We start from the raw sequence: 22,237 nt of genomic DNA, 5'->3' as shown, positions 1-22,237 counted from the left end.
TTTGGAGGATTGAAAATGGATATTATCTCTGAACTTTTACGTGAAATACAATTACCGAAAATGGTCAAAGTGAGGCAGAAATTTCGTACACCTCAAATCGCTGATGTAGCTGGTGAGGTGAAGAAGGCGATAAAAGAAGCAGATGTCTTATCAAGAATAAATGAAGATGACAGGGTGGCGATTGCAGTAGGAAGCAGAGGGGTAGCGGATCTTCCTACTCTAGTAAGAGAAACGGTGGCTGCCGTTAAGGAGGCTGGCGGCAATCCTTTTATAGTCCCTGCAATGGGAAGCCATGGGGGTGCTACAGCGGAGGGACAAATCGATGTATTGCTTCAGCTGGGTATTTCAGAAGAATCGGTTGGAGCGCCAATAATGTCATCGATGGAAGTTATCCAACTGGATGAATTGCCAAATGGGCTCCCTGTCTATATTGATAAGCTTGCATATGAATCAGATAAAATCATAGTCATTAATCGGATAAAACCACATACGGCATTTCGTGGACCGGTTGAAAGCGGACTAATGAAAATGATTACAATCGGTTTAGGCAAGCAAAAAGGAGCCGAAGCTGCACATGCATACAGCTTTAAGTATATGGCGGAACATGTCCCTGAAATGGCGAAAATTTCCTTAGCAAAAGCTCCTATCATATTTGGTCTTGCGACTATTGAAAATGCCTATGATAAACCAGCGAAAATCGTCGCAGTCCCAGCGGAGGAACTGGAGGAAGTGGAACCGGGACTATTGCTTGAAGCAAAATCATTGATGCCAAAAATCCATTTCGATTCGATCGACGTACTTATTGTAAATGAACTCGGAAAGGATATTTCGGGCGATGGAATGGATCCGAATATCACGGGTAACTTCGCCACTCCATATGCTACCGGGGGGCCAGAGGTTAAACGGACCGTTGTACTGGGACTTACTGAAAAAACTCACGGTAATGCAAACGGCATCGGCATGGCTGATATGACGACGAAGGCCGTCATGAATGAAATTGAATGGGAAAAAGGCTATGCGAATGCACTCACAAGTACAGTGACAGATGTAGTAAAGCTCCCGATGTTTTTAGATACGCAGGAATTGGCTGTTAAAGCTGCTATCAAAACGTGCAATGCGTTCGATTTGAATAAAGTGAAAGTGGTAAGAATAAAAAATACGCTTGAAATCGGTGAAATTTGGATTTCTGAAAGCATGATGGTAGAAGCTTTAAAAAATAAAAATATCGAGCTCCTTTCAGAACCAGAGGAATTGGCACTAGACTAAAAACCTCCGTTAATATTTTAAGAGAATGGAAGAATTCATTTGAAATCAGAAAAGGAGTGCTGATATGACACACCTATATCCACTTATTGATAACGAAATAAACCCTTACCGCGATAATGTACAGGGAAAAGCAAATGAACCCATTACGGTTGCGGGTTTGTTGGACCGTTCGAAGCTGACGCTTGGCTCCACATATGAAGGGGGGAAGCCTGATTGGACGCTTGAAGAAATTTATTTGCGGCTCGAGAGGAATGCCCCGCGTATCGCAATTATCGGTGGTTCGTCCGATCATCCGGCCCACATAATGGATTACCAAACGTCGGCACGGGCAGCAATACGCATCTGGCAAAACGGCGGCGTGCCGTTTCATTTCTCGACACCGGTAATGTGTGATGGAACTGCGCAAAACAATCAAGGAATGAGTTACTCTCTCCAGAGCCGAAACGCGGTTGCACAAATGGTTGTCAACCAGCTAGAAGCTCACAGTTATCATGGTGCATTCGTCATTCAAGGGTGTGATAAGCAGCCTCTTGGTGTTGTAAGTGCACTCGCACATGTTGATCGTATTCGCCGAAACCGTGGTGAAGCCCCCTTTTTCGCAACATTCGCACCTGCTCACGTATTAGAAGGCGGCTCGATTCCAGCTGACGTGATCGAGGAATTGGAAACTCTTGCGAAAAAAGCGGAAAGAAAAGGAGCTAATGATGTAGCCGTTGATTTACGAGATACGATGGCATATATATTGCAATGTTCATCGAATACTGCATTTCAGGGCGTGTTTGAAAGGGCGTATGAAAGAGGAATATTGACGAAGGAACAGCATAAGTATTTTGAAATGAGACTTGCTGTCGCAACATGTGACGGGCAGGGCGGTGTATGTGCATTCAATGGTACGGGGAATAGTTCACGTCACTTAGTGGCAGGCATGGGTCTCGTTCATCCAGCCGTGGAGCTGTTAACCGATCCACCAACACAACGCCAGATTAACTCGGTGCTTGATAGCTTCGCCGGCATGATAAACGAAGAGCGCTATGGTGTGGCCAACATTGTCGCTGCGAACATAAAAAATGCAATCCGTATTCACAGCGCTTCGGGCGGTTCTACTAACTTAATGATGCATATTGTCGCAGGCATGCTTTATGCAGGATTCAAATTCAGCTTATGGGACCTTGACCGCATTCATCATTCACATCCAATTCCTGACTTATTTGATTACAGTTTGACAGAAGGAAGGGACATTTATTCACTTGCGATGCAGTGTTGCAGCGGGACAAGCAGAGGAATGGAAACACTTTTTTATGAACTTATCGAGAATGGTGTACCAATGGATCAGGATGCGCCGACAGTCTCAGCAAAAACCTGGAAAGAACGTCTTGCGATTACAAGTAGCCTAAAAGCGGTTAATGTAAAGAAAAATCAGGTCATTTTATCCAATCCACGCCGTGGATTCAGCGGTGTTGATGTTTTAAAAGGAAACTTCTTTGAAAGCGCCGTTGTAAAAATCAGCGGAATGCCGACACCACAGCTTGACCATTTCGATGATAAGCTTGCATTTGTCCTTTATTACGAAAATGAAGATGATGCAAATAAAAGCCTGCTCGATTCAAATCTGCTTTCAAAAATAAAAGAGCAAAGGCTTTTCGAACATAAGCTATTGCTAGAATCTCTTAAATACAACAATGAGCCGGAATGGTCTCTTCTAAAAACTGCTACATATGGGGAGTTATTTGACAGGATGGTTGAAGCAGGCACATTGAAAATTGCGGTCATTATCTCAGGGCAGGGGCCAGTAGCATTCGGAATGCCGGAAATGTTTACACCAATGCAACACATCAATGCAAATCGCGTTATGAAAAAAATCGCCACAATCATTAGTGACGGCCGCTATTCAGGAGTCACATATGGTGCTGCTATAGGACATATGACACCGGAATCGTATGAGGGCGGCGGCATTGGTTTACTTAAATCAGGGGATGTAATTCACCTTCAGCTTCGTGATCGCCGGATTGATTTTGTGAATGCTACTCAACTTCATTCAGGAAAGGTTGTTCATGAATTTGCGGATCATTTTAAAGAAGAAAGACAATCATTGGCAGCTGAACGCAAGGAGCGGATGAAAGTTAGACAAAAAATGGTTGCGGCCAGCAACCGGATGTTTGGACATACAGATGCAGCAAATGGTGTTGTCCCTATCGCTGTAATTGAGGATGCGGTACTCGATTATGAACAGGATATTTTACTTCAAGGAAAAAAAGTAGAAATAAAGTGAGGAATGCTCGTCATAAATCCGATAATATAAAGGTAGACAGAATAAAAGGAGTGAGGAACGATGCCTATCATCCAATCGGTGGAGCGTGCCTTGAAAATATTGGATTTATTTGATGAGCGTGAGCGCGCACTAACTATCACAGAGATAAGCAAGCGAATGAATTTACATAAAAGTACGGTTCATTCACTATTAAAAACCTTACAGGAGCATAACTATATTTCACAAGGCGAAGAAAATGGAAAATACTCGCTAGGGTTAAAGCTTTTGGAGAGGGGAAACGTTGTTGTGACCCATCTCGATTTGCGCAACGTAGCAAGAAAACATCTTGAATGGCTGTCAGCAACAACGAATTTAACGCTGCACCTTGTCATATTAGACGGTCAGGAAGGTGTCTATGTCGATAAAGTGGAGGGCACAGGGGTAACGGTCCTCTATTCCCGTATTGGCCGGCGAGTTCCGATTCATACGAGTGCTGTTGGCAAATCTCTTGTTGCAACCAAAACGGATAGTGAACTGGATTTGCTCTTGGCCGGCTATGATTATACGGGTCCGACCGAAAGATCGATTCGATCCAAGGAGCAGTTTTTAGCGGAAATCGAAAAAGTACGTATTAATGGCTATTCAATGGATAATGAAGAAAACGAACCGGGCATTTACTGTCTTGCTGTACCGATAAAAGATTATTCAGAAAAGGTAATCGCTGCAATGAGTGTATCGATGCCTGCTTCGAAAGTAAATGAAGAAACACATGAGTATTATGTACGTCTCTTAAAGGAATGCAGCAGTAAAATTTCGCAGGAGCTCGGTTATGAATATCAAAAAATATAAATGAGGCCTGCCATGTAGGAGGAACTAGAAAATGAGAATTATTCGCTATGTAAAGGAAAATAAGAAACAACTTGCTGCCGTGACAAACGAAAACAATGTGGTGGACCTTCCCTTTACGGATTTTATGTCGTTGATTACAGCGGCACGCCATGATAACAAAACGGCGTTTGACATTGTAAAACAAATTGTAGCCGAAGGGGAAAAGCGGCCATTGCAAGGTCTTCAATTAACAACGCCTATTGATGCACCGGAAGTATGGGCATCTGGCGTTACGTATAAGAAAAGCAAGGAAGCACGTAACTACGAAGCCACACAAGGAAAGCTGGACCGCCAAACTTTCTATGACAAAGTTTATGATGCTGTGCGTCCTGAGATTTTCTTTAAATCGACTGCAGCAAGAACCGTGGGCCCGAATGATCCGGTATACTTGCGTTCTGATTCAAAATGGCAAATTCCGGAGCCGGAGCTTGGTCTTGTCATCGATAAAGAGGGAATTGTACTCGGATATATCGCAGGTAATGACATGAGCTGCCGTGATATTGAAGGTGAAAATCCGCTTTATCTTCCACAGGCAAAAGTATGGAAAAACTCTTGCTCCATTGGACCGGCCATCTTGTTAAAAGAGGCTGTTCCGGATCCATATGAGCTTAAAATCATGTGCCGTATTTATCGAAATGAAGAAAAAGTATTTGAAGGTGAGGCGAAAGTAAACCAACTGAAACGAAAATTGGAAGAGCTTGTCGACTATTTAGTCTTAGATAACACTATTTTTGACGGATCAGTGTTACTTACAGGTACATGCGTGGTTCCGCCAAATGAATTTACATTGAAAGGCGATGACCGAATCGAAATCGAAATACCAGGGATTGGCGTATTAAACAACCCGGTTATCCAAAGTAAAGCAGTTCAAACAATTTAAGGGGTGACAAAATGGGCGAGTACAAAACACTTTACTTAAGTACGAAAGATAGTGTAGCTGTCGCTTTATCCGAAATCCCTGCAAACACATCGGTAGTTGTGAAGACAGACCTTGAAGAACTTGTCGTACCCATTCTTGAACCGATTCGTTTTGGACATAAGTTCGCAGTCAAAGCCATCGAACAAGGGGCAGATATATTTAAATATGGGGAAGTCATTGGGGCAGCCTCAGCTTTTATTCCCGCTGGTGCACATGTTCATGTACACAATTTAGAAGGTAAAAGAGGAAGGGGTGACAAAATTGCTGAATGAAAAAATGCAGTTTTGGGGCTATCGCCGTCCGGATGGCCGCGTCGGAGTCCGGAATCATGTACTGATTTTGCCAACGATAACATGCGCAACCCAAACTGCACAGCGCGTCACAGAATTGGTGAGCGGAACTGTCACATTCATTCATCAGCATGGCTGTGCGCAAGTGGGCTCTGATTTTGATCAAACAGCCAGAACCTATGCGGGAATGGGGATGAATCCAAATGTATATGGTGTCATAGTACTCGGCCTTGGCTGTGAAACACATCAGGCGCACCGTATTGGAGATGAAATTGCTAAATGCGGTAAACCAGTGGAAACTGTATCGATTCAGGAACATGGCGGCACTCTTCAAACCATCGCCGAAGTAGCTAAAATTGCGGTCAAAATGGTCCAGGATGCCTCAATGGTGCAACGGGAATTATGTGATTTTAGCGAGCTGATTGTCGGCACAGAATGCGGTGGGTCTGATGCATGCTCCGGCTTATCGGCTAACCCGGCAGTCGGACGTACAAGCGATTTGGTTGTTAAACAGGGGGGAACCGCAATATTAGCGGAAACAACTGAACTTATCGGTGCAGAGCATTTGATCGCTAACCGGGCTGCAAACGACCAGGTAGCCAAAAAAGCTTATGCGGTTATTAAAATGATGGAAGACCGCTCGATTCAAATGGGCGTAGACATCCGCACCGGAAATCCGAGTCCGGGAAACATTGAGGGAGGTCTCAGCTCAATCGAAGAAAAATCACTGGGGGCAGCGACAAAATCAGGCACAACCAGGCTGGAAGAAGTCATTGATTATGCCCAGGTGCCCACAAAAAAAGGGCTCGTATGGATGGATACGCCTGGCCACGATATTGAGCAATTGACGGGTATGGTCGCAGGCGGGGCCCAAATCGTCCTCTTTACAAGTGGAAGAGGGACGCCAACAGGTTCTCCTATAACACCTGTCATAAAAATCTCAACTAATACACCAATGTTTGACAGGATGAATGAAAATATGGATTTAAATGCAGGTACGATTGTTGATGGTTTAGAATCTGTTGATGAGGTGGGAAGTCGCATCATGGAAGAAATCCAACATGTTTCAAACGGAAAACTAACAAAAGCGGAAATCTTAAAGCAGCATGACTTTGGTATTTGGAGAATTGGACCGACATTCTAAAACGAAAAAGGGGCTAAAGTTTATGATATCAACTACATTTGCAACGAAGACATATAAAAACTTCATTAATAATGAGTGGGTGGATGCATCTTCTGGAAATACAATCGAAAGCATTAATCCTGCGGACAAAGAACCGGTTGGCTACGTTCAAAGCTCAACCGGAGATGACTTAAACAAGGCTGCAGCTTCTGCGCATGAGGCAAAGAGGGATTGGCGCAGGCTCGGGCAGTCTGCACGTGGGCAAATCCTTTTCAAAACGGCCAATATATTGGAAGAAAATCTAGATGAAATTGCCGAAACCATGACTCGCGAAATGGGTAAAACGTTACCTGAAGCAAAAGGGGAGACGGCACGAGGTGTTGCGATTCTCCGTTACTATGCTGGTGAAGGGATGCGGAAAGACGGCGATGTTATACCGTCATCCGATAAAGATGCCCTCATGTTTACAAAACGCTCCCCACTTGGTGTTGTCGGGATAATCACACCATGGAACTTCCCGGTTGCAATTCCCATCTGGAAAATGGCTCCAGCTCTTGTATATGGCAATACAATCGTATGGAAACCCGCTACGGAAGGGGCCGTTACCGCAGCGAAAGTCATGGAATGCTTTACCAAAGCAGGCTTCCCTGAGGGTGTTGTGAATTTTATTACCGGTAAAGGATCAATTATTGGCCAGGGGCTCATCAATCATCCGCTTTTAAATGCAATCACATTTACCGGTTCTGAAAGTGTCGGTCAGAGCGTCGCAAAATCAGCTTCCGCCCGCGGCATAAAATATCAGCTTGAAATGGGAGGCAAGAATCCAGTCATCGTGACGAAAGATGCAAACATCGAACAAGCAGTCGAGGCGGTCATCAACGGTGGATTTCGTTCCTCCGGCCAAAAATGCACAGCTTCTAGCCGTGTTGTTGTTGAATCATCGGTCTATGATGTATTTAAACAAAAACTAGTTGAAGCAGCTGCGAAAATAACGGTTGGCAACGGCCTTCAAGAGGGAATTTGGATGGGTCCCTGTGCAAGCGAAAGCCAGTTCAATACGGTGAAAGAGTACATTGAAAAAGGCAAGCAGGAGGGCGCAAAACTTATACATGGCGGGGAGATATTAACTGGCGGAGACTATGATGGAGGCTTTTTCATTACACCAGCGATTTTTGAAGAAGTGACGACGGATATGGTGATTGCGCAGGCAGAAATTTTTGGACCAGTTATCGCGCTTATGAAAGCTAGCGATCTAGTCGAAGCGATAGACATGGCAAATAATACGAAATACGGATTGAGTGCTTCAATCTTCACATCAAATATTAGCTCGATTCTGGAATTCATCGATGAAATTGAGGTAGGGCTTGTCCGTATTAACGCAGAAAGTGCTGGCGTAGAGTTGCAAGCCCCATTCGGAGGCATGAAAGCATCGAGCACGGGTTCGCGAGAGCAAGGTGAAGCGGCGAAAGAATTTTATACAGCCATAAAAACGGTTTTTATTAAAGGTTCTTAATAAGAGTAAGAGAGGTTTCCATGTTTGAAACTCTCTCTTTCTTCCAAAAAAAAACAATGCGAGGTGCTTGATGAAAATCATAAAAATTTCTTTATACAAAGTTCCACCCCGCTGGCTGTTTTTAAAAATCGATACGGATGAAGGCATTTCCGGCTGGGGAGAGCCTGTCGTGGAAGGGCGTGCTGAAACGGTTAAAGCAGCAGTTAACGAATTGACCGATTATTTGATCGGGAGAAATCCGAACGACATTGAAGACATCTGGCAAACACTTTATCGAGGTGGATTTTACCGTGGGGGGCCAATTTTAATGAGTGCCATTTCTGGCATTGAGCAGGCACTATGGGATATAAAAGGAAAATACTTCAATATTCCTGTATACCAAATGCTCGGCGGTAAAGCTCGCCAAAAAATTAAAGTGTACTCATGGGTCGGAGGAGATCGACCAGTGGATGTTGTGGCAGCTGCAATCGAAAAACAGAAAGAGGGCTTCCTTGCTGTCAAAATGAACGCATCAGAAGAAATGAATTACATAGATAGCTTTTCGAAAGTAGAGGCGGTCATCGAACGCGTTGCTTCAATTAGGGAAGCGGTTGGCAAAGACTTTGGCATTGGGGTGGATTTTCATGGAAGGATTCATAAAACGATGGCAAAGGCGATTGTGAAAGAACTTGAACCATACCATCCAATGTTCATTGAAGAGCCAGTGCTACCGGAAAATAATGAAGCACTTCGTGAGATTGCCTGGCATACTACGTGCCCGATTGCAACGGGTGAAAGGATGTATACACGCTGGGGCTTTAAGCAGCTTCTTCAAGATGGCTATGTCGATATTATTCAGCCGGATCTATCCCACACAGGTGGTATTTTAGAAGGGAAAAAAATTGCCGCGATGGCAGAAGCCTATGATGTAGCGATCGCTCCGCACTGCCCGCTCGGTCCGATGACTCTCGCTTCATCAATTCATTTGGACGCAACGACACCGAATTTCATTATTCAAGAGCAAAGCCTTGGTATTCATTACAACGATGGCATGGACATTCTCGATTATATGAAAAATCCAGAATTATTCGACTATGAAAATGGTTATGTGAACATTCCGGATAAACCGGGTCTTGGGGTGGAAATCGATGAGGAAAAAGTGAAGCTGGCAGCAGAAACTGGTCATGATTGGAAAAACCCCATTTGGCGTAATGAAGACGGGAGCATCGCTGAATGGTAATAAAAGGAGGAAAAACAATGGACTTTCATGGCATCATTCCACCGGTAGTCACCTTATTTGATGAAACGGGGAACTTAGATATGGCGCTGAACAGAAGCTATATCGACCTATTAATCTCACGGAATATAGACGGTATTTTATTGATGGGAAGTTCAGGTGAGTTCTCATCGCTTACAACAGAAGAAAGAAAATTATATGTACGCGAAATGATAAAGCATATAAACAACCGAGTGCCTGTTATGGTCGGGGTCGGGCATACCGCATTAAAAGAGGTGCAAGAACTGACTTCTTATGCAGAAGAGCATGGAGCCGACGGCGTTCTAGTAGTCAACCCATATTACTGGAAGCTGTCTGACGAGCAGTTATACCGATATTTTTCCAGTGTAGCGAATCATACTAATCTGCAGGTTTTCATTTATAATATACCGCTCCTGACAGGTCAAAATTTATCAATCGAATTGATTAAAAAATTAGCTGAAGATCATTCAAACATTACAGGTATTAAAGAGACGGTTAGTGATTTCGGGCATCTTCGTCAAGTGCTGGCGGAAGTGAAGAAAGTTCGCAGTGATTTCCGCGTCTTCTCTGCTTTTGACGAGCACTTGCTTCCGGCTCAAATGATTGGTGCAGCGGGAAGCATTAATGGAAGCGCTGTCTTTGCGCCGGAAATTTCCGTTGATTTATATCAATCGTATCATAAAGGTGACCTTGCTGAAGCACAGAAAAAGCATCAAGTGATTTCAAAACTGATGGATGTGTACAATTACGGTCCGACATTTTTTACTGCCATGAAAGAAGCAGTTCATCAGCGCTGGTTTGACGTTGCGGCTGGACACCGTGCACCATGCGACGTATACCCTGCTGATTTGAGTGACAAAGTAGCTGCTCTTTTAAAAAATATAAATATGAAAGAAGGCGTCCAAAAATGAAAGAATCACGAGACTTGCTTGAACAATTAGGCTACCCATCAACTGATCTTAAAGAACTTCCTACATCAACGAAAACATTTCCAGACGGTGCTCAATACCGCATTGAACTCCCAAGCGTAGAAGGTCCAATAGCACTAAAAGAAACATTGAAAGAAATTGACCGACTCGGTCTGACTATTCACCGAATATCGCAAGGCAGCGGTATCATGCTTCAAACGGATGAAGAAATTATAGAAATGTGTAAAATGACAGCAGAGCGAGGCATGGAACTGAGTTTGTTTGTCGGTCCCAGGGGTTCATGGGATGTCAGTGCTGGACCGCTTACGCCAGGAGGCAAATCTCAGGGAATCCGCCATGAGGGCTCCGATCAGCTTGTTTATGCCATGGAAGACCTGAAAAGAGGGGCTGCACTAGGTCTTCGCGGTGCGTTAGTTGCGGATGAAGGACTCCTTCTTTTAACGAAAGAAATGAAAAAATACGGACAGCTTCCGGAAGACTTTGTTGTTAAAGTATCGGTTCAAATGGGTTCAGCCAATCCAGTATCCGTCAAATTAATGGAAGACATCGGTGCGGATACCTACAACGTGCCACCTGCATTAACGCTGTCTAAACTTGCAGCGATCCGACAATCAATAGACATTCCAATTGATTTATATGTTGAAGTTCCGGATACCTTCGGAGGCTTTCTTCGCTATTATGAAATACCGGAAATAATCCGTGTATTGGCGCCTGTTTACATCAAATTCGGTCTTCGTAATCACCCAGATGTATACCCCTCAGGGAAACAATGGGAAAGTACGAACATCTCACTCACAAAGGAACGTGTACGCCGTTCCGCAATTGGTATTCAAATGATCGAACGATACTATCCAGAAGCAAAAACATCGAAACTCGGTGCAAAAGGACTCGGAATTGCGAAAATTGAAAAGGCAGCAGCGAAATAGTGATATTAACGTGAGGGATCCCCTCTGATATTTACGTATTTGTTACTAAAAAGGAGTTGAGCACAAATGTCCTATAAAATATTATTAACGGATTACGAATTTGAACATTTGAAATATGAAGAAGAGATTTTTCAAGAAAGCGGTCTTGAAATCGAATTCATCAAAGCGCAATGCAAAACTGAAGAAGAAGTAATGGAGCAGGCAAAAGAAGTGGATGCAATTTTAAATCAATATGCTCCTATCTCACGCCGAGTTATTGAATCGCTTGAAAATACGAAAATCATTTCCCGTTACGGTGTTGGCGTCAATACAATTGATCTCAATGCGGCTAAGGAAAAGGGGATTACTGTCGCCAATGTACCAGATTATGGCATGGAAGAAGTATCGAATCATGCATTGGCACTTTTACTTTCTTCGGCGCGTAAAGTAACACTGTTAAACAAGGAAGTGAAAAAGGGTAACTGGGACTTTAAGGTGTGTGTCCCGATTCATCGCTTTAATGAGCAAACTGTTGGGGTTCTGGGATTTGGCCGGATTCCGCGCCGTTTCATTGAAAAGGTGAAACCGCTCGGCTTTAAAACTGCTGCTTACGATCCTTTCGTTTCGGCAGCAGCCATGGCTGCGGTAGGGGTTCAAAAAATGGATCTCGACGAAATTATAGCAGAAGCCGATTATTTGTCGATCCATGTGCCCTTAATTGATGATACATACCACCTGATCAATGAGGAGCGCCTTAAACAAATGAAGAGAAATGCGGTTATCATTAACACGGCACGTGGACCGATAATCGATGAAAAAGCACTTTCTGATGCACTTGAAAAAGGGGTAATTGCAGGTGCAGCACTTGATGTGACAGAGAATGAGCCGGTCAGCACCGATAGCCCGCTGCTAACAATGGACAATGTCATCATTACACCGCACAGCGCCTGGTATTCAGAGGAAGCAATGGTTGAACTTCGTCAAAAGGCAGCGAGAAATATCGTTCAGGTGCTAAACGGAGAATTAACACCATACGCTTTGACTTAGGAAAGGGGAAAAATATGAAAATAGCGGCTTTTTCCGTACAAAACGAACAACACATCGGTCTTGTTAAAAATGATCAAATTATTAGTTTAACGGCTCTCGGTCCAGAAGAATTTCCAGCTTGCATGAAAAAATTCATAGAACGAAGCAGCGAGTTAAGTACACGTGCTGAACAGTTAATTGAGCAACGGGTTAATGACGATGCAATATTCAATCTGTCAGAAGTAAAAATCCTGCCGCCAATCGCAAAGCCGGATAAAATCATTTGCGTAGGACTTAACTATTTTGATCATTGCAAGGAAACGGGGATGGAGCCTCCTGAATCACCGGTCATTTTTTCAAAATATGCAAATGCCATTGCCGGCCATAATGATGCGATTGAAATTCCAATTAATTCAACCGCGGTCGACTTTGAAGCAGAGCTTGCGTTTGTCATTGGAAGAGAAGCGAAACATGTATCAGAAGAAGAGGCAAATGACTACATCTTTGGCTATACAATTATGAATGATATTAGCGCCCGAGACTTGCAATTTCAGGATGGCCAGTGGTCGAGAGGTAAAACGGCGGACACATTTGCTCCATTTGGTCCTGTTATCGTGACACAAGATGAAGTGGGTGACCCCCACAATCTAGCGATTTCGCTTGAATTAAACGGTGAAATTATGCAGGATTCAAATACAAGCAACCTAATTTTTACGGTTCCGAAAATCATCTCATTTTTATCACAGTCCATGACACTAATGCCAGGTGATTTGATTGCAACTGGCACGCCACCAGGCGTTGGAATGGGAAGGAATCCGGAAATCTGGTTGAAAAACGGTGACCGGATGAACATCAGCATTGAGAAGATCGGTACGCTTTCTAATCACGTAATAGCATGACAGAAAGAAGGTGATGTCATGGATGTTGTAACCATCGGAGAAACAATGACAGTGTTTACCCCGAATGAAGAAGGTCCACTTCGCCACGCCCGATCTTTTTCAATGAAGTTTGGCGGAGCGGAATCCAATGTCGCGATCGGGTTAAGCCGACTCGGTCATAGGTCACGCTGGATAAGCCGTCTCGGAGAGGATGAATTTGGCGATGCCATGCAATCGTTCATTCGCGGAGAAGGCGTTGATGTCTCTTATGTAACAAGAGACCCTGTTGCGCCTACCGGAGTCTTTTTTAAAGAATTCAGACGGCTGAATGATACTAGAGTTTATTATTACCGGAAAGATTCGGCAGCTAGCAAAATGACGGCGGATTTACTAACCGATCTTGCCATCCAAGACGCAGCTTATCTCCATATTACCGGAATTACCCCTGCACTAGGGAATTCGTGTCAGTCGCTCTTGGATAAAGCGATCCGCATTGCTAAAGAAAACGGAACAAAAATCGTCTTCGATCCGAATATTCGCTTGAAAATTTGGCCTGATGAAAATGAAGCACGACACATCATAACAAAGTACGCCTCGAAAAGTGATATCGTCATGCCTGGGGTGGCCGAAGCCGAATTTTTATTCGGCTCCTATACACCGGAGATGTTTGCCGATCATTTTCATGAACTCGGTGTCGAAACCGTTTTACTTAAATTGGGCAAAGAGGGCTGTTTAATTTCAGCCCCGTCTGTACCGAAAACATACGTTCCTGGATTCTATGTGGAACGGGTCGTGGATCCAATCGGGGCTGGTGATGCTTTTGCATCCGGTGTACTTTCCGGCCTGCTTGATGGACTGCCGCTAGATGAAGCTGCAAGGCGTGGAAATGCCATGGGAGCAATGGCAACGATGGTAAATGGCGATGTTGAGGGTTTGCCGGCCCGGGCCGACCTCGCTTTGTTCATGAGTGGCGGTTCTGATGATGTGACGAGGTAGAAAGGTGGAAAAAATGACTAAACTTGAAGAGCTTAAACAGGGGAAGCTGGTCGCCGTCATTCGCGGTGCACGCCCAGATCAAATTATACCAATCGCCCGGGCCCTGAAAGAGGGCGGCATCCGAACGCTAGAAATAACAGTGGAAACTCCCAAAGTGTGCCATTTAATTGAAAGAGTGAAAGAGGAGTTCGGTGATGATATCATAGCGGGTGCCGGTACAGTATTGGATCCTGAAACGGCCCGTACGGTCATCATGGCAGGGGCAGAATTCATCTTTTCTCCAACCGTCAATGTCAAAACGATTAAAATGGCGAAGCGCTATGGCGTTATTAGTATCCCTGGTGCGCTTACACCAACCGAAATATTGACAGCTTATGAGCATGGAGCTGACATTATCAAAGTTTTCCCGGCAGATACACTGGGTGTTAGCTACTTTAAAAATCTTAAAGGACCGCTTCCTCACATTCCCCTTATGCCAACTGGCGGTGTAAACCTTGACAACCTTGCATCTTTTTTTAAGGCAGGGGCCATCGCGGCGGGACTTGGTGGTTCCTTGATCAATCCTACGAAATTGATTACAGGTGAAGATTACACCAGGCTGACAGGAATGGCAAAAAAATTTTCAGCTATCGTACAAAAAGGCTAAAGCAATCCGCCGCTTATATGAATTTCGGTCCAATAGGCGCTGGGAATGAAAGTATGACTGTGTTTATTTCCTTCTTTCTTACCAATTTGATGTATCTCTTTCAATCTTTTAGTAGTCCATCAAGGGTGGACAGTAGATAAATTCAGACAAACCAGAAAGGGGAAAAATGCTATGTTACTAGAAAAGTATAGAAATCTGCAGGGGATTCTCCAAAAAATGGAGTCGGTAGTGGTCGCTTTTTCAGGAGGGGTGGACAGCACTTTTTTGCTAAACGTTGCTATTGATACTTTGGGATATGATAATGTGTTAGCCATTACAGCAGATTCGGAAACCTATCCGTCGAGTGAGTTGAAAGAAGCCATTATGCTATCAAAATGGATTGGTGCCAACCATCGAGTCATTCAGACTTCGGAGTTGGCCATTCCTGGTTATTCAGAAAATAATCAGAATCGCTGTTACTTTTGTAAAAGTAGTTTATTTGACCAACTGCTTCCTATTCTTGAAGTATATGAATTTAATAATATAATTTATGGAGTCATCGCTGATGATGCTAACGAATTTCGTCCAGGCATGAAAGCAGCTAAAGAAAAAGGAATCAGGGGACCTCTTCTAGAAGCCGGTTTATTCAAAGAAGAAATAAGAGAATTGTCCAAGCAAGCCGGTTTGCCAACCTGGGATAAACCATCATTCGCTTGCCTATCTTCACGCATTGCATATGGCGATATCATTACGAAGGAAAAATTGATGAAAGTGGATAAATCAGAAGCTTACTTAAAATCATTGGATATTCATCAGGTAAGAGTCAGGACGCATGAGGATACTGCCCGAATTGAAGTTGAACCCGTTGATATGCCGCGAGTTCTCCAATACCATGTGGCGATCACGAAACGACTGAAGCAATTTGGTTATAAGTATGTATCAATGGATCTCACGGGCTATACAAGCGGAAGTATGAATATAGGACTTAAAAAGGAAGAAAAGTTATGATTGATGATATTTTAGAGCAGGTTCAAAATGGTTCATTGACAGCAGTTGAAGCAAAGGAAAAACTTGCATCATATGAAAATTTAGGGTTTGTAAAAATTGATCATCATCGTAAAAGGAGACAAGGCTTTCCCGAAATTGTGTTTGGAGAAGGGAAAACAGCTGAGCAAATTTTAGCGATTGTACAATCACTGCGGACAAGGAATGATTCTGTGCTTGTGACTCGAATTTCCCGGGAAAAAGCAGTATTTGTACAAAAAGAATGCAGTGAATTTGAGTATAACGATATGGCACGGACACTTGCTTGGGTTAAAGAAAAGCCCAAATCCGTAGGTTCATATATTGCAATTGTGTGCGCCGGGACATCAGATTTGTCCGTTGCTGAAGAAGCTGCCGTGACGGCCGAAACACTAGGTATTCCAGTCAGGCGTATATACGATGTTGGTGTTGCTGGGCTGCACCGCCTCCTTGATAATATAGACGAGATACGAGGGGCTACCGTATCAGTTTGTGTAGCGGGGATGGAAGGGGCACTCCCAAGTGTGTTAGGAGGCCTTGTCGCGAATCCAATTATTGCTGTTCCGACAAGTATCGGTTACGGTGCCAATTTTAACGGTTTATCTGCACTTTTATCAATGCTTAATACATGCGCATCGGGTGTAAGTGTGGTGAACATCGATAATGGATTTGGTGCAGCCTACAATGCAGCGATAATATACAAACTTGTACATAAAAAGGAGATCAATGATGATGAGGACATTATATTTTGACTGCTTTTCCGGCATAAGCGGAGATATGGTTATTGGTGCGTTGATTGATGCAGGTGCAGACCCTTTACAAATGGAAGAAGAGTTAAAAAAGCTGAATATAGATGAAGAATATAATCTGTCATGGGGGAAAGTCGTCAAAAATGGCATTACGAGTACTAAATTTGATGTCATTCTTACCAGTAAATCAGAGCAACCACATGAACACAGCCACACTCATGGACATGAACACAGCCACAGTCATGAAACAGAACCCAACCATAGCCATGCACCTCACAATCATCATGGTAGCCGCACCTACAAACAAATTGTAGAAGCCATCAATGAGGCAAACCTAAATGAATCGGTAACAAACATGTCACTCGCCATATTTAAGAAGATTGGTGAAGCAGAAGGGCACATACACGGGCTTCCGCTTGATAAAGTTCACTTTCATGAGGTAGGAGCTGTAGATTCAATAATAGATATAATCGGGGCTGCAATTTTAATCGATCAGCTAGGTATTGAATCAGTTCAGTCATCAGCCATTCCAACGGGATCTGGACATATACATATTGATCACGGTGTATACCCGGTTCCTGCACCTGCTACACTTGAAATATTAAAGGGGGTACCGATTGCCTCAAACGTTATTCGTTCCGAATTAGCAACGCCGACCGGTGCTGCCATCGCAGCGGTTTTAGCTGAAAAATTCGGCACGCTTCCAGCCATGACTGTCGAATCGATTGGCTATGGTGCGGGGACAAAAACATTTGAAAATCACCCGAACGTCCTTCGCATTATTATAGGGAAGATTCAATGAAGCGCCCACCTGATCATGAGCATCTTGATGGACAAATGGTAAAAATGGAAGTGAATCTAGATGATATTTCCGGTGAATGGCTTGGTCATGTAATGGATTTGTTGTTTGAATCAGGAGCAAATGATGTATTTTATACCCCAATCTTCATGAAAAAAAATCGACCGGGGGTGTTATTGCAACTTCTCTGTTCACAGCAGCAGATTTCGAAAATCAAGAAGATATTATTTGCTGAAACGACGACTCTCGGTATACGCTACTATCCTCTTACCGTGCACAGGCTCGAACGATCTTTTTTACATGTAGACACACAATGGGGGCAAGTGACGATAAAAAGAGGGTACCATGAAGGCCAACCCATACAGCAGGCACCTGAATATGAAGATTGCCGTAAAATTGCCGTTCAGAACAATATACCTCTTAAAAGGGTGTATGAAGAAGTATGGAAGTGTCTCGGGGAGGTGGTAGAGAAATGAGCTTGGTGTCGATTCTTACATTAGGATTCCTATTGGGGATAAAGCATTCGTTAGAGCCGGATCATGTTATTGCAGTAGCAACCACGGCAGGAAAAACGAAAAAATTATCACGGTCCACTCTAACCGGGGTGTATTGGGGAATAGGGCATACATGTACGCTGTTTCTTATAGGTATGCTATTCATTTGGATGAAAGGGGAAATTCCAGAGTCGTTAAGCATGACGCTGGAATTCGGCGTTGGTATTATGCTTGTTATGCTAGGGGCGAAAAGTTTATTTAAAGCTCGCCATGATATCACGAACGACAAAGATAGATTTCGTCCTTTTTTGGTGTCTGCTTTAATTGGGTTCGTCCATGGTCTCGCGGGCAGTGCCGCAATGGTCATTCTAACTATGTCGACCGTAAACGGTATAGGCGAAGGATCCATCTATATCATTATATTTGGCGCTGGGACGATAATTGGTATGCTGTGCTTTACAACTTTACTAGGCATACCGTTTGCTTTGAATGGAAAGGATATCGTTTTAAACCGAATCTTCATCAAACTGGCGGGAGCATTAAGTTTTGCATTCGGACTTTATTATATATACAAATTGGGTGTAAAAGAAGGCTTGTTTGCAATCTGGGCTAATTGATTTACTTTATAAGCATGACTGGAATCTCAGGCTGTCCGTGACCCATAGACAGTCTCTTTTATATTTTTTAATATATTAAAACCAATAGTAAGTAAACAATATGTCTTCAACGAGGTTTCTAAGAAAGAAAAGGGCCACAGCTGACAAAAAGGCTTGTCATAATGAACATATTTCTATGGAAATGTCCATGTGAATTTAGGGGTGTTTTGTAACGGATATGTATCTCCAATTATTATTCTGAAAGAATGTTTAAAGGGTTTATAATCATCTGTAGATGGAGGAGAGGGTGGACAAGATAAGCCCCTATGACACTGCTAGGCCATTTAAGATGGTAGTGTCATAGGGGCTCTTATTCTAGTACGAAGAAAAAAGTTACTTAATCTAGGTGATGCCGTTGCCTCTAGGCAGATATACGTTTATTTTTCCTTTGTAGAATCCATATTTCAATTGCACCGGAGCCAAGCAATACCCCCGAAACAATGAAGATCAGTCCAATGAAATGTGCAGGCACAATGGCTTCATTGAGGAAAAATGCTGCCCCTAACAAAGAGAATAGGGTGTTTAAGTTAAGAAAAATGGATGATTCGGCTGCGCCAACCTTACCAATGGCATAATTATAGCTCATGTGCCCGAGGGCAGTGGCAAAAATGGCGGAGAAAATAAAAGCTCCCCATATGGAGTTTGGTGCAGCTGCCAGTGAAGATAAGCCCTCGGGTTCCTTCCATAAGCTGATGGCAAAAAGAATAAAAGACCCGATCAGCATCATGTAGCCGGTTAGTAATCGTGGATCCATTGTTTTTGAGGCTTTATTGATAAGTATGAAACTTAATGCCTGTGAAAGTATGGAAAGTAAAATATCCACATCTCCCAGATTAATAGAATGAAGTCCTCCACTTCCTGCCATAACGGTAAAACTCACACCTAGGGCACCGCATATAAAGCCAAAAAGCCTGATTAAAGTGGGCTTTTTACGAAAGAATATCATGGTCAAGATGACAGTCAGAATTGGCCCCATGCCCAAAATCAGTCCAGCATTCGATGCAGAAGTCTTCGTCAATCCCTCAGCTAAAAAATAATGATGAAAAACGACACTCAAAAGTGCTCCTCCAAAAACGTAAAAAAGTTCACTTTTTTTTGGAAGGCGTATTAGTCCAAGAATGATAAGAATAAGAATTACTACAAGGGAAGCTGTAAAAATTCTCAAAGAGGTGATTGTTACGGGCTGTGTATTCGCAACTAAAATTTTAATAACTGAGACATTTAACCCCCACGTTATCATTATTCCTGTAAGTAAGATGTAAATTTTCAAAAAACTCATTCCAAAAAACAACCTTTCATACTTATTTAACAATTGATATATTATACAACTTTCTCCAAATTAATAGCAAAGAGTTAAATTTGATTGAAAGCTCATGGATGAAAATCAGAAACTCTTAATCATAAAAAAAGAGGGAAGGAATAAGTCCTTCCACTTACCGTATATGGTGTTTTTATCATAAATTTGGCTGAAAAATAATATTAAATAAAAATAAAATTATGAATTATCAAACTTTTATATTGTTTTTGGTAGGGTTTTCATTTACAATTTCCTTATGATTTACCAAACCGGTTTAGTATTTTACTAAATCGATTTAGCTAAGAAATGTAATGAAAGTGATATGATCAAATATTTTTGTTTTTATTTGTGATTGTTCGAAAGAAGGAGGTACTGTATTGTCATCAAAATATGGTGTTTTAACGCTCGGCGACGCCATGATTACGCTAAATCCGGAAGAGACAGGACCTTTAAGATTCGTTAACCGTTTTGAGCGAAAAGTAGGAGGCGCTGAACTGAATTTTGCGATTGGCTGTGCAAGGCTTGGCATGCGGGCAAAATGGATAAGCCGCTTAGGCAAGGATGAATTCGGTAAAGTTATATATAATTTCGCTCGTGGGGAAGGCGTGGACATGAGTGATGTTGCCTATGTAAATGGATATCCAACATCTCTTAACTTTAAAGAAATCCGGGAAGATGGTTCCGGAAAGACATTTTATTACCGTTATCAATCTCCCATTTTAACTTTAAAGCCGGGAGATATAACAGAGAAGATGTTTGAAGAGATTGATATAGTCCACCTTACTGGAGTATTTTTGGCTATAGATCCCAAAAATGTGGATATTGCCAAGAGGGTAATGGATATTGCAAAACAAAAAAATATACCTGTTTCATTTGATCCGAATATTCGCCTAAAGCTATGGTCCATCGAGGAAGCAAGATCAGTATATTATGATATTTTTCCATATGTTGATATTTTGCTTACAGGTTTGGATGAAATAAGATTGATCATCGGAACTGACTCTAAAGAATCTTTGGCGGAATTCGCAAAGGTGAATAATATTGATCAGCTTGTCATTAAGGACGGGAAACATGGTTCAAAACTATATACCAAAAATGATTGGCATGAAAAAGAAGCCTTCCCTGTTATACCTGTAGATACTGTTGGTGCGGGAGATGGTTATGATGCCGGTTATATTTACGGATATCTTCATGGCTTATCGATTGAAGAAAGATTGACATTCGCAAATGGTGTAGGAGCTCTTGTCACCACTGTTGCAGGGGACAATGAAGGATTACCATATTTGGATGAAGTAATGCCTTTCATACAGAATGAGGCTGTTATAGAAAGATAGATGACTGAAAGAAATGAGGGGGAAAAATGGCAACAGTAACGATACAAGCCGAGGAAGCAAAACGATTAGTCATACAACAGCTGACCAAAGTGGGTTTAAATGAAGAAAATGCCGGGAAAATCGCGGAAGTATTGGTTCATGCCGATCTCAGAAATGTCAATTCCCATGGTGTCTTGCGAACAGAGCATTATGTGAAGCGTTTACTGGCAGGGGGAATAAATCCCGATGCCCAGATTTCCTTCCAAAAGACAGGGCCCGTCACCGGTGTAGTTGATGGAGATGATGGATTTGGGCATGTGATTAGTGACGTGGCCATGGACCATGCAATCGAAATGGCTAGAGATCATGGCGTGGGCATGGTGACTGTTCATAATAGCAGCCATTGCGGGGCACTAAGCTATTTTGTTCAAAAAGCCGCTGATGCAAAGTTGATTGGCATTGCGATGTCACACACCGATAAAATTGTGGTCCCGTTCGGAGGAAAAACATCATTTCTTGGTACCAACCCAATCGCTTACGGAGTACCTGCCAAAACGAAGAAACCCTTTATTCTTGATATGGCAACATCCAATGTTGCGCTGGGGAAAATCCTCCAGGCACGCGAAGAAGGAAAGGAAATCCCTGAAGGATGGGGAGTGGATGAAAATGGAGCTAATGTCACAGACCCGAATAAAGTCGCTTCCCTTTCCACTTTCGGAGGCCCGAAAGGCTATGGTCTATCCGTAATTGTAGATGTGTTTTCTGGATTATTGGCCGGTGCGGCATTTGGCCCGCACATTGGAAAAATGTATGACGACCTTGATAAGAAACGGAAGCTTGGACATTATTTTTGTGTAATTAATCCTTCGTTCTTTACGGATACTGATATATTTTTAGAGCAAATGGATCAAATGATCGAAGAGCTGCAACAGGTTGAACCTGCTCCAGGGTTCGATCGCGTATATGTACCGGGTGAGATTGAACAAATCAATGAAGAAAAAAACCTGAAACAAGGTATTACGATAGCATCAAGTGTTTATGAATTTCTTACAAAGTAGGTGGA

At 42.9% G+C, this 22,237-nt stretch carries 22 protein-coding genes; 21 read left to right on the top strand and 1 reads right to left on the bottom strand.

Annotated elements, in window-relative coordinates:
• The first annotated feature begins 15 nt into the window (after positions 1-15).
• From AC1DVK_RS17410 to AC1DVK_RS17320, 19 genes are all read left to right on the top strand, one after another.
• Complete coding sequence (locus AC1DVK_RS17410) at positions 16-1,266, top strand: nickel pincer cofactor-dependent isomerase, group 22 (RefSeq protein ID WP_477626995.1); 1,251 nt, start codon at positions 16-18, stop codon at positions 1,264-1,266.
• 64 nt (positions 1,267-1,330) lie between these two features.
• Positions 1,331-3,535 carry a dihydroxy-acid dehydratase domain-containing protein gene (locus AC1DVK_RS17405; protein WP_477626994.1) on the top strand — a complete coding sequence of 735 codons (2,205 nt, stop codon included), beginning with the start codon at positions 1,331-1,333 and terminating at the stop codon, positions 3,533-3,535.
• 60 nt (positions 3,536-3,595) lie between these two features.
• Positions 3,596-4,363, top strand: coding sequence for an IclR family transcriptional regulator (locus AC1DVK_RS17400; protein ID WP_477626993.1), 768 nt, complete (start codon positions 3,596-3,598; stop codon positions 4,361-4,363).
• Between the two features lie 31 nt (positions 4,364-4,394).
• Positions 4,395-5,282 carry a fumarylacetoacetate hydrolase family protein gene (locus AC1DVK_RS17395; RefSeq protein WP_089363371.1) on the top strand — a complete coding sequence of 296 codons (888 nt, stop codon included), beginning with the start codon at positions 4,395-4,397 and terminating at the stop codon, positions 5,280-5,282.
• Positions 5,283-5,293: 11 nt separating this feature from the next.
• On the top strand, positions 5,294-5,593 hold the full coding sequence (locus AC1DVK_RS17390) for a UxaA family hydrolase (protein WP_214792231.1): 300 nt from the start codon (positions 5,294-5,296) through the stop codon (positions 5,591-5,593).
• A gap of 4 nt (positions 5,594-5,597) precedes the next feature.
• The gene (locus AC1DVK_RS17385; RefSeq protein ID WP_477627008.1) at positions 5,598-6,755 is read left to right on the top strand and encodes a UxaA family hydrolase; all 1,158 of its coding nucleotides are present in this window, start codon (positions 5,598-5,600) and stop codon (positions 6,753-6,755) included.
• A 22-nt stretch (positions 6,756-6,777) separates the two neighbouring features.
• On the top strand, positions 6,778-8,247 hold the full coding sequence (gucD, locus tag AC1DVK_RS17380) for an alpha-ketoglutaric semialdehyde dehydrogenase GucD (RefSeq protein WP_410862528.1): 1,470 nt from the start codon (positions 6,778-6,780) through the stop codon (positions 8,245-8,247).
• 70 nt (positions 8,248-8,317) lie between these two features.
• Positions 8,318-9,466, top strand: coding sequence for a galactonate dehydratase (dgoD, locus tag AC1DVK_RS17375; protein ID WP_477626992.1), 1,149 nt, complete (start codon positions 8,318-8,320; stop codon positions 9,464-9,466).
• A 17-nt stretch (positions 9,467-9,483) separates the two neighbouring features.
• A complete protein-coding gene (locus AC1DVK_RS17370) occupies positions 9,484-10,395 on the top strand; it encodes a dihydrodipicolinate synthase family protein (RefSeq protein ID WP_477626991.1) in 912 nt (303 codons plus the stop codon).
• Complete coding sequence (locus AC1DVK_RS17365) at positions 10,392-11,339, top strand: U32 family peptidase (RefSeq protein ID WP_410862523.1); 948 nt, start codon at positions 10,392-10,394, stop codon at positions 11,337-11,339. The genes AC1DVK_RS17370 and AC1DVK_RS17365 overlap by 4 nt, the downstream gene beginning before the upstream one ends.
• 66 nt (positions 11,340-11,405) lie before the next feature.
• Entirely contained in the window at positions 11,406-12,365 is a 960-nt protein-coding gene (locus AC1DVK_RS17360) for a C-terminal binding protein (RefSeq protein ID WP_410862522.1), read from the top strand.
• A 14-nt stretch (positions 12,366-12,379) separates the two neighbouring features.
• Entirely contained in the window at positions 12,380-13,243 is an 864-nt protein-coding gene (locus AC1DVK_RS17355) for a fumarylacetoacetate hydrolase family protein (RefSeq protein WP_410862521.1), read from the top strand.
• Positions 13,244-13,261: 18 nt separating this feature from the next.
• Positions 13,262-14,218, top strand: a complete 957-nt coding sequence (locus tag AC1DVK_RS17350; protein WP_477626990.1) for a sugar kinase — start codon at positions 13,262-13,264, stop codon at positions 14,216-14,218.
• Positions 14,219-14,231: 13 nt separating this feature from the next.
• Positions 14,232-14,864, top strand: a complete 633-nt coding sequence (locus AC1DVK_RS17345; protein ID WP_477626989.1) for a bifunctional 4-hydroxy-2-oxoglutarate aldolase/2-dehydro-3-deoxy-phosphogluconate aldolase — start codon at positions 14,232-14,234, stop codon at positions 14,862-14,864.
• A gap of 171 nt (positions 14,865-15,035) precedes the next feature.
• Positions 15,036-15,851 (top strand): ATP-dependent sacrificial sulfur transferase LarE, encoded by an 816-nt coding sequence (gene larE, locus AC1DVK_RS17340; RefSeq protein WP_410862516.1) that lies wholly within the window; start codon positions 15,036-15,038, stop codon positions 15,849-15,851.
• Positions 15,848-16,618 carry a nickel pincer cofactor biosynthesis protein LarB gene (larB, locus tag AC1DVK_RS17335; protein ID WP_410862515.1) on the top strand — a complete coding sequence of 257 codons (771 nt, stop codon included), beginning with the start codon at positions 15,848-15,850 and terminating at the stop codon, positions 16,616-16,618. The genes larE and larB overlap by 4 nt, the downstream gene beginning before the upstream one ends.
• Complete coding sequence (gene larC / locus AC1DVK_RS17330) at positions 16,599-17,417, top strand: nickel pincer cofactor biosynthesis protein LarC (protein ID WP_477626988.1); 819 nt, start codon at positions 16,599-16,601, stop codon at positions 17,415-17,417. Before larB ends, larC begins: the two co-directional genes overlap by 20 nt.
• Positions 17,414-17,890, top strand: a complete 477-nt coding sequence (gene larC2 / locus AC1DVK_RS17325) for a nickel pincer cofactor biosynthesis protein LarC2 (RefSeq protein ID WP_286140953.1) — start codon at positions 17,414-17,416, stop codon at positions 17,888-17,890. Before larC ends, larC2 begins: the two co-directional genes overlap by 4 nt.
• Entirely contained in the window at positions 17,887-18,525 is a 639-nt protein-coding gene (locus AC1DVK_RS17320; RefSeq protein ID WP_477626987.1) for an urease accessory protein UreH, read from the top strand. The genes larC2 and AC1DVK_RS17320 overlap by 4 nt, the downstream gene beginning before the upstream one ends.
• A gap of 400 nt (positions 18,526-18,925) precedes the next feature.
• Here the strand turns inward: AC1DVK_RS17320 and AC1DVK_RS17315 are convergent, their stop codons facing one another.
• Entirely contained in the window at positions 18,926-19,843 is a 918-nt protein-coding gene (locus AC1DVK_RS17315) for a DMT family transporter (protein WP_410862512.1), read from the bottom strand.
• A 395-nt stretch (positions 19,844-20,238) separates the two neighbouring features.
• On the opposite strand from AC1DVK_RS17315, the gene AC1DVK_RS17310 reads away from it, so the two are divergent.
• Positions 20,239-21,195, top strand: a complete 957-nt coding sequence (locus tag AC1DVK_RS17310) for a sugar kinase (RefSeq protein ID WP_089363385.1) — start codon at positions 20,239-20,241, stop codon at positions 21,193-21,195.
• A gap of 26 nt (positions 21,196-21,221) precedes the next feature.
• A complete protein-coding gene (gene allD / locus AC1DVK_RS17305; protein ID WP_477626986.1) occupies positions 21,222-22,232 on the top strand; it encodes an ureidoglycolate dehydrogenase in 1,011 nt (336 codons plus the stop codon).
• The last annotated feature ends 5 nt before the right edge of the window (positions 22,233-22,237 follow it).

Source organism: Peribacillus sp. P4_B1, from assembly GCF_056402395.1.
This window is presented reverse-complemented; position numbering and strand designations above follow the sequence as displayed.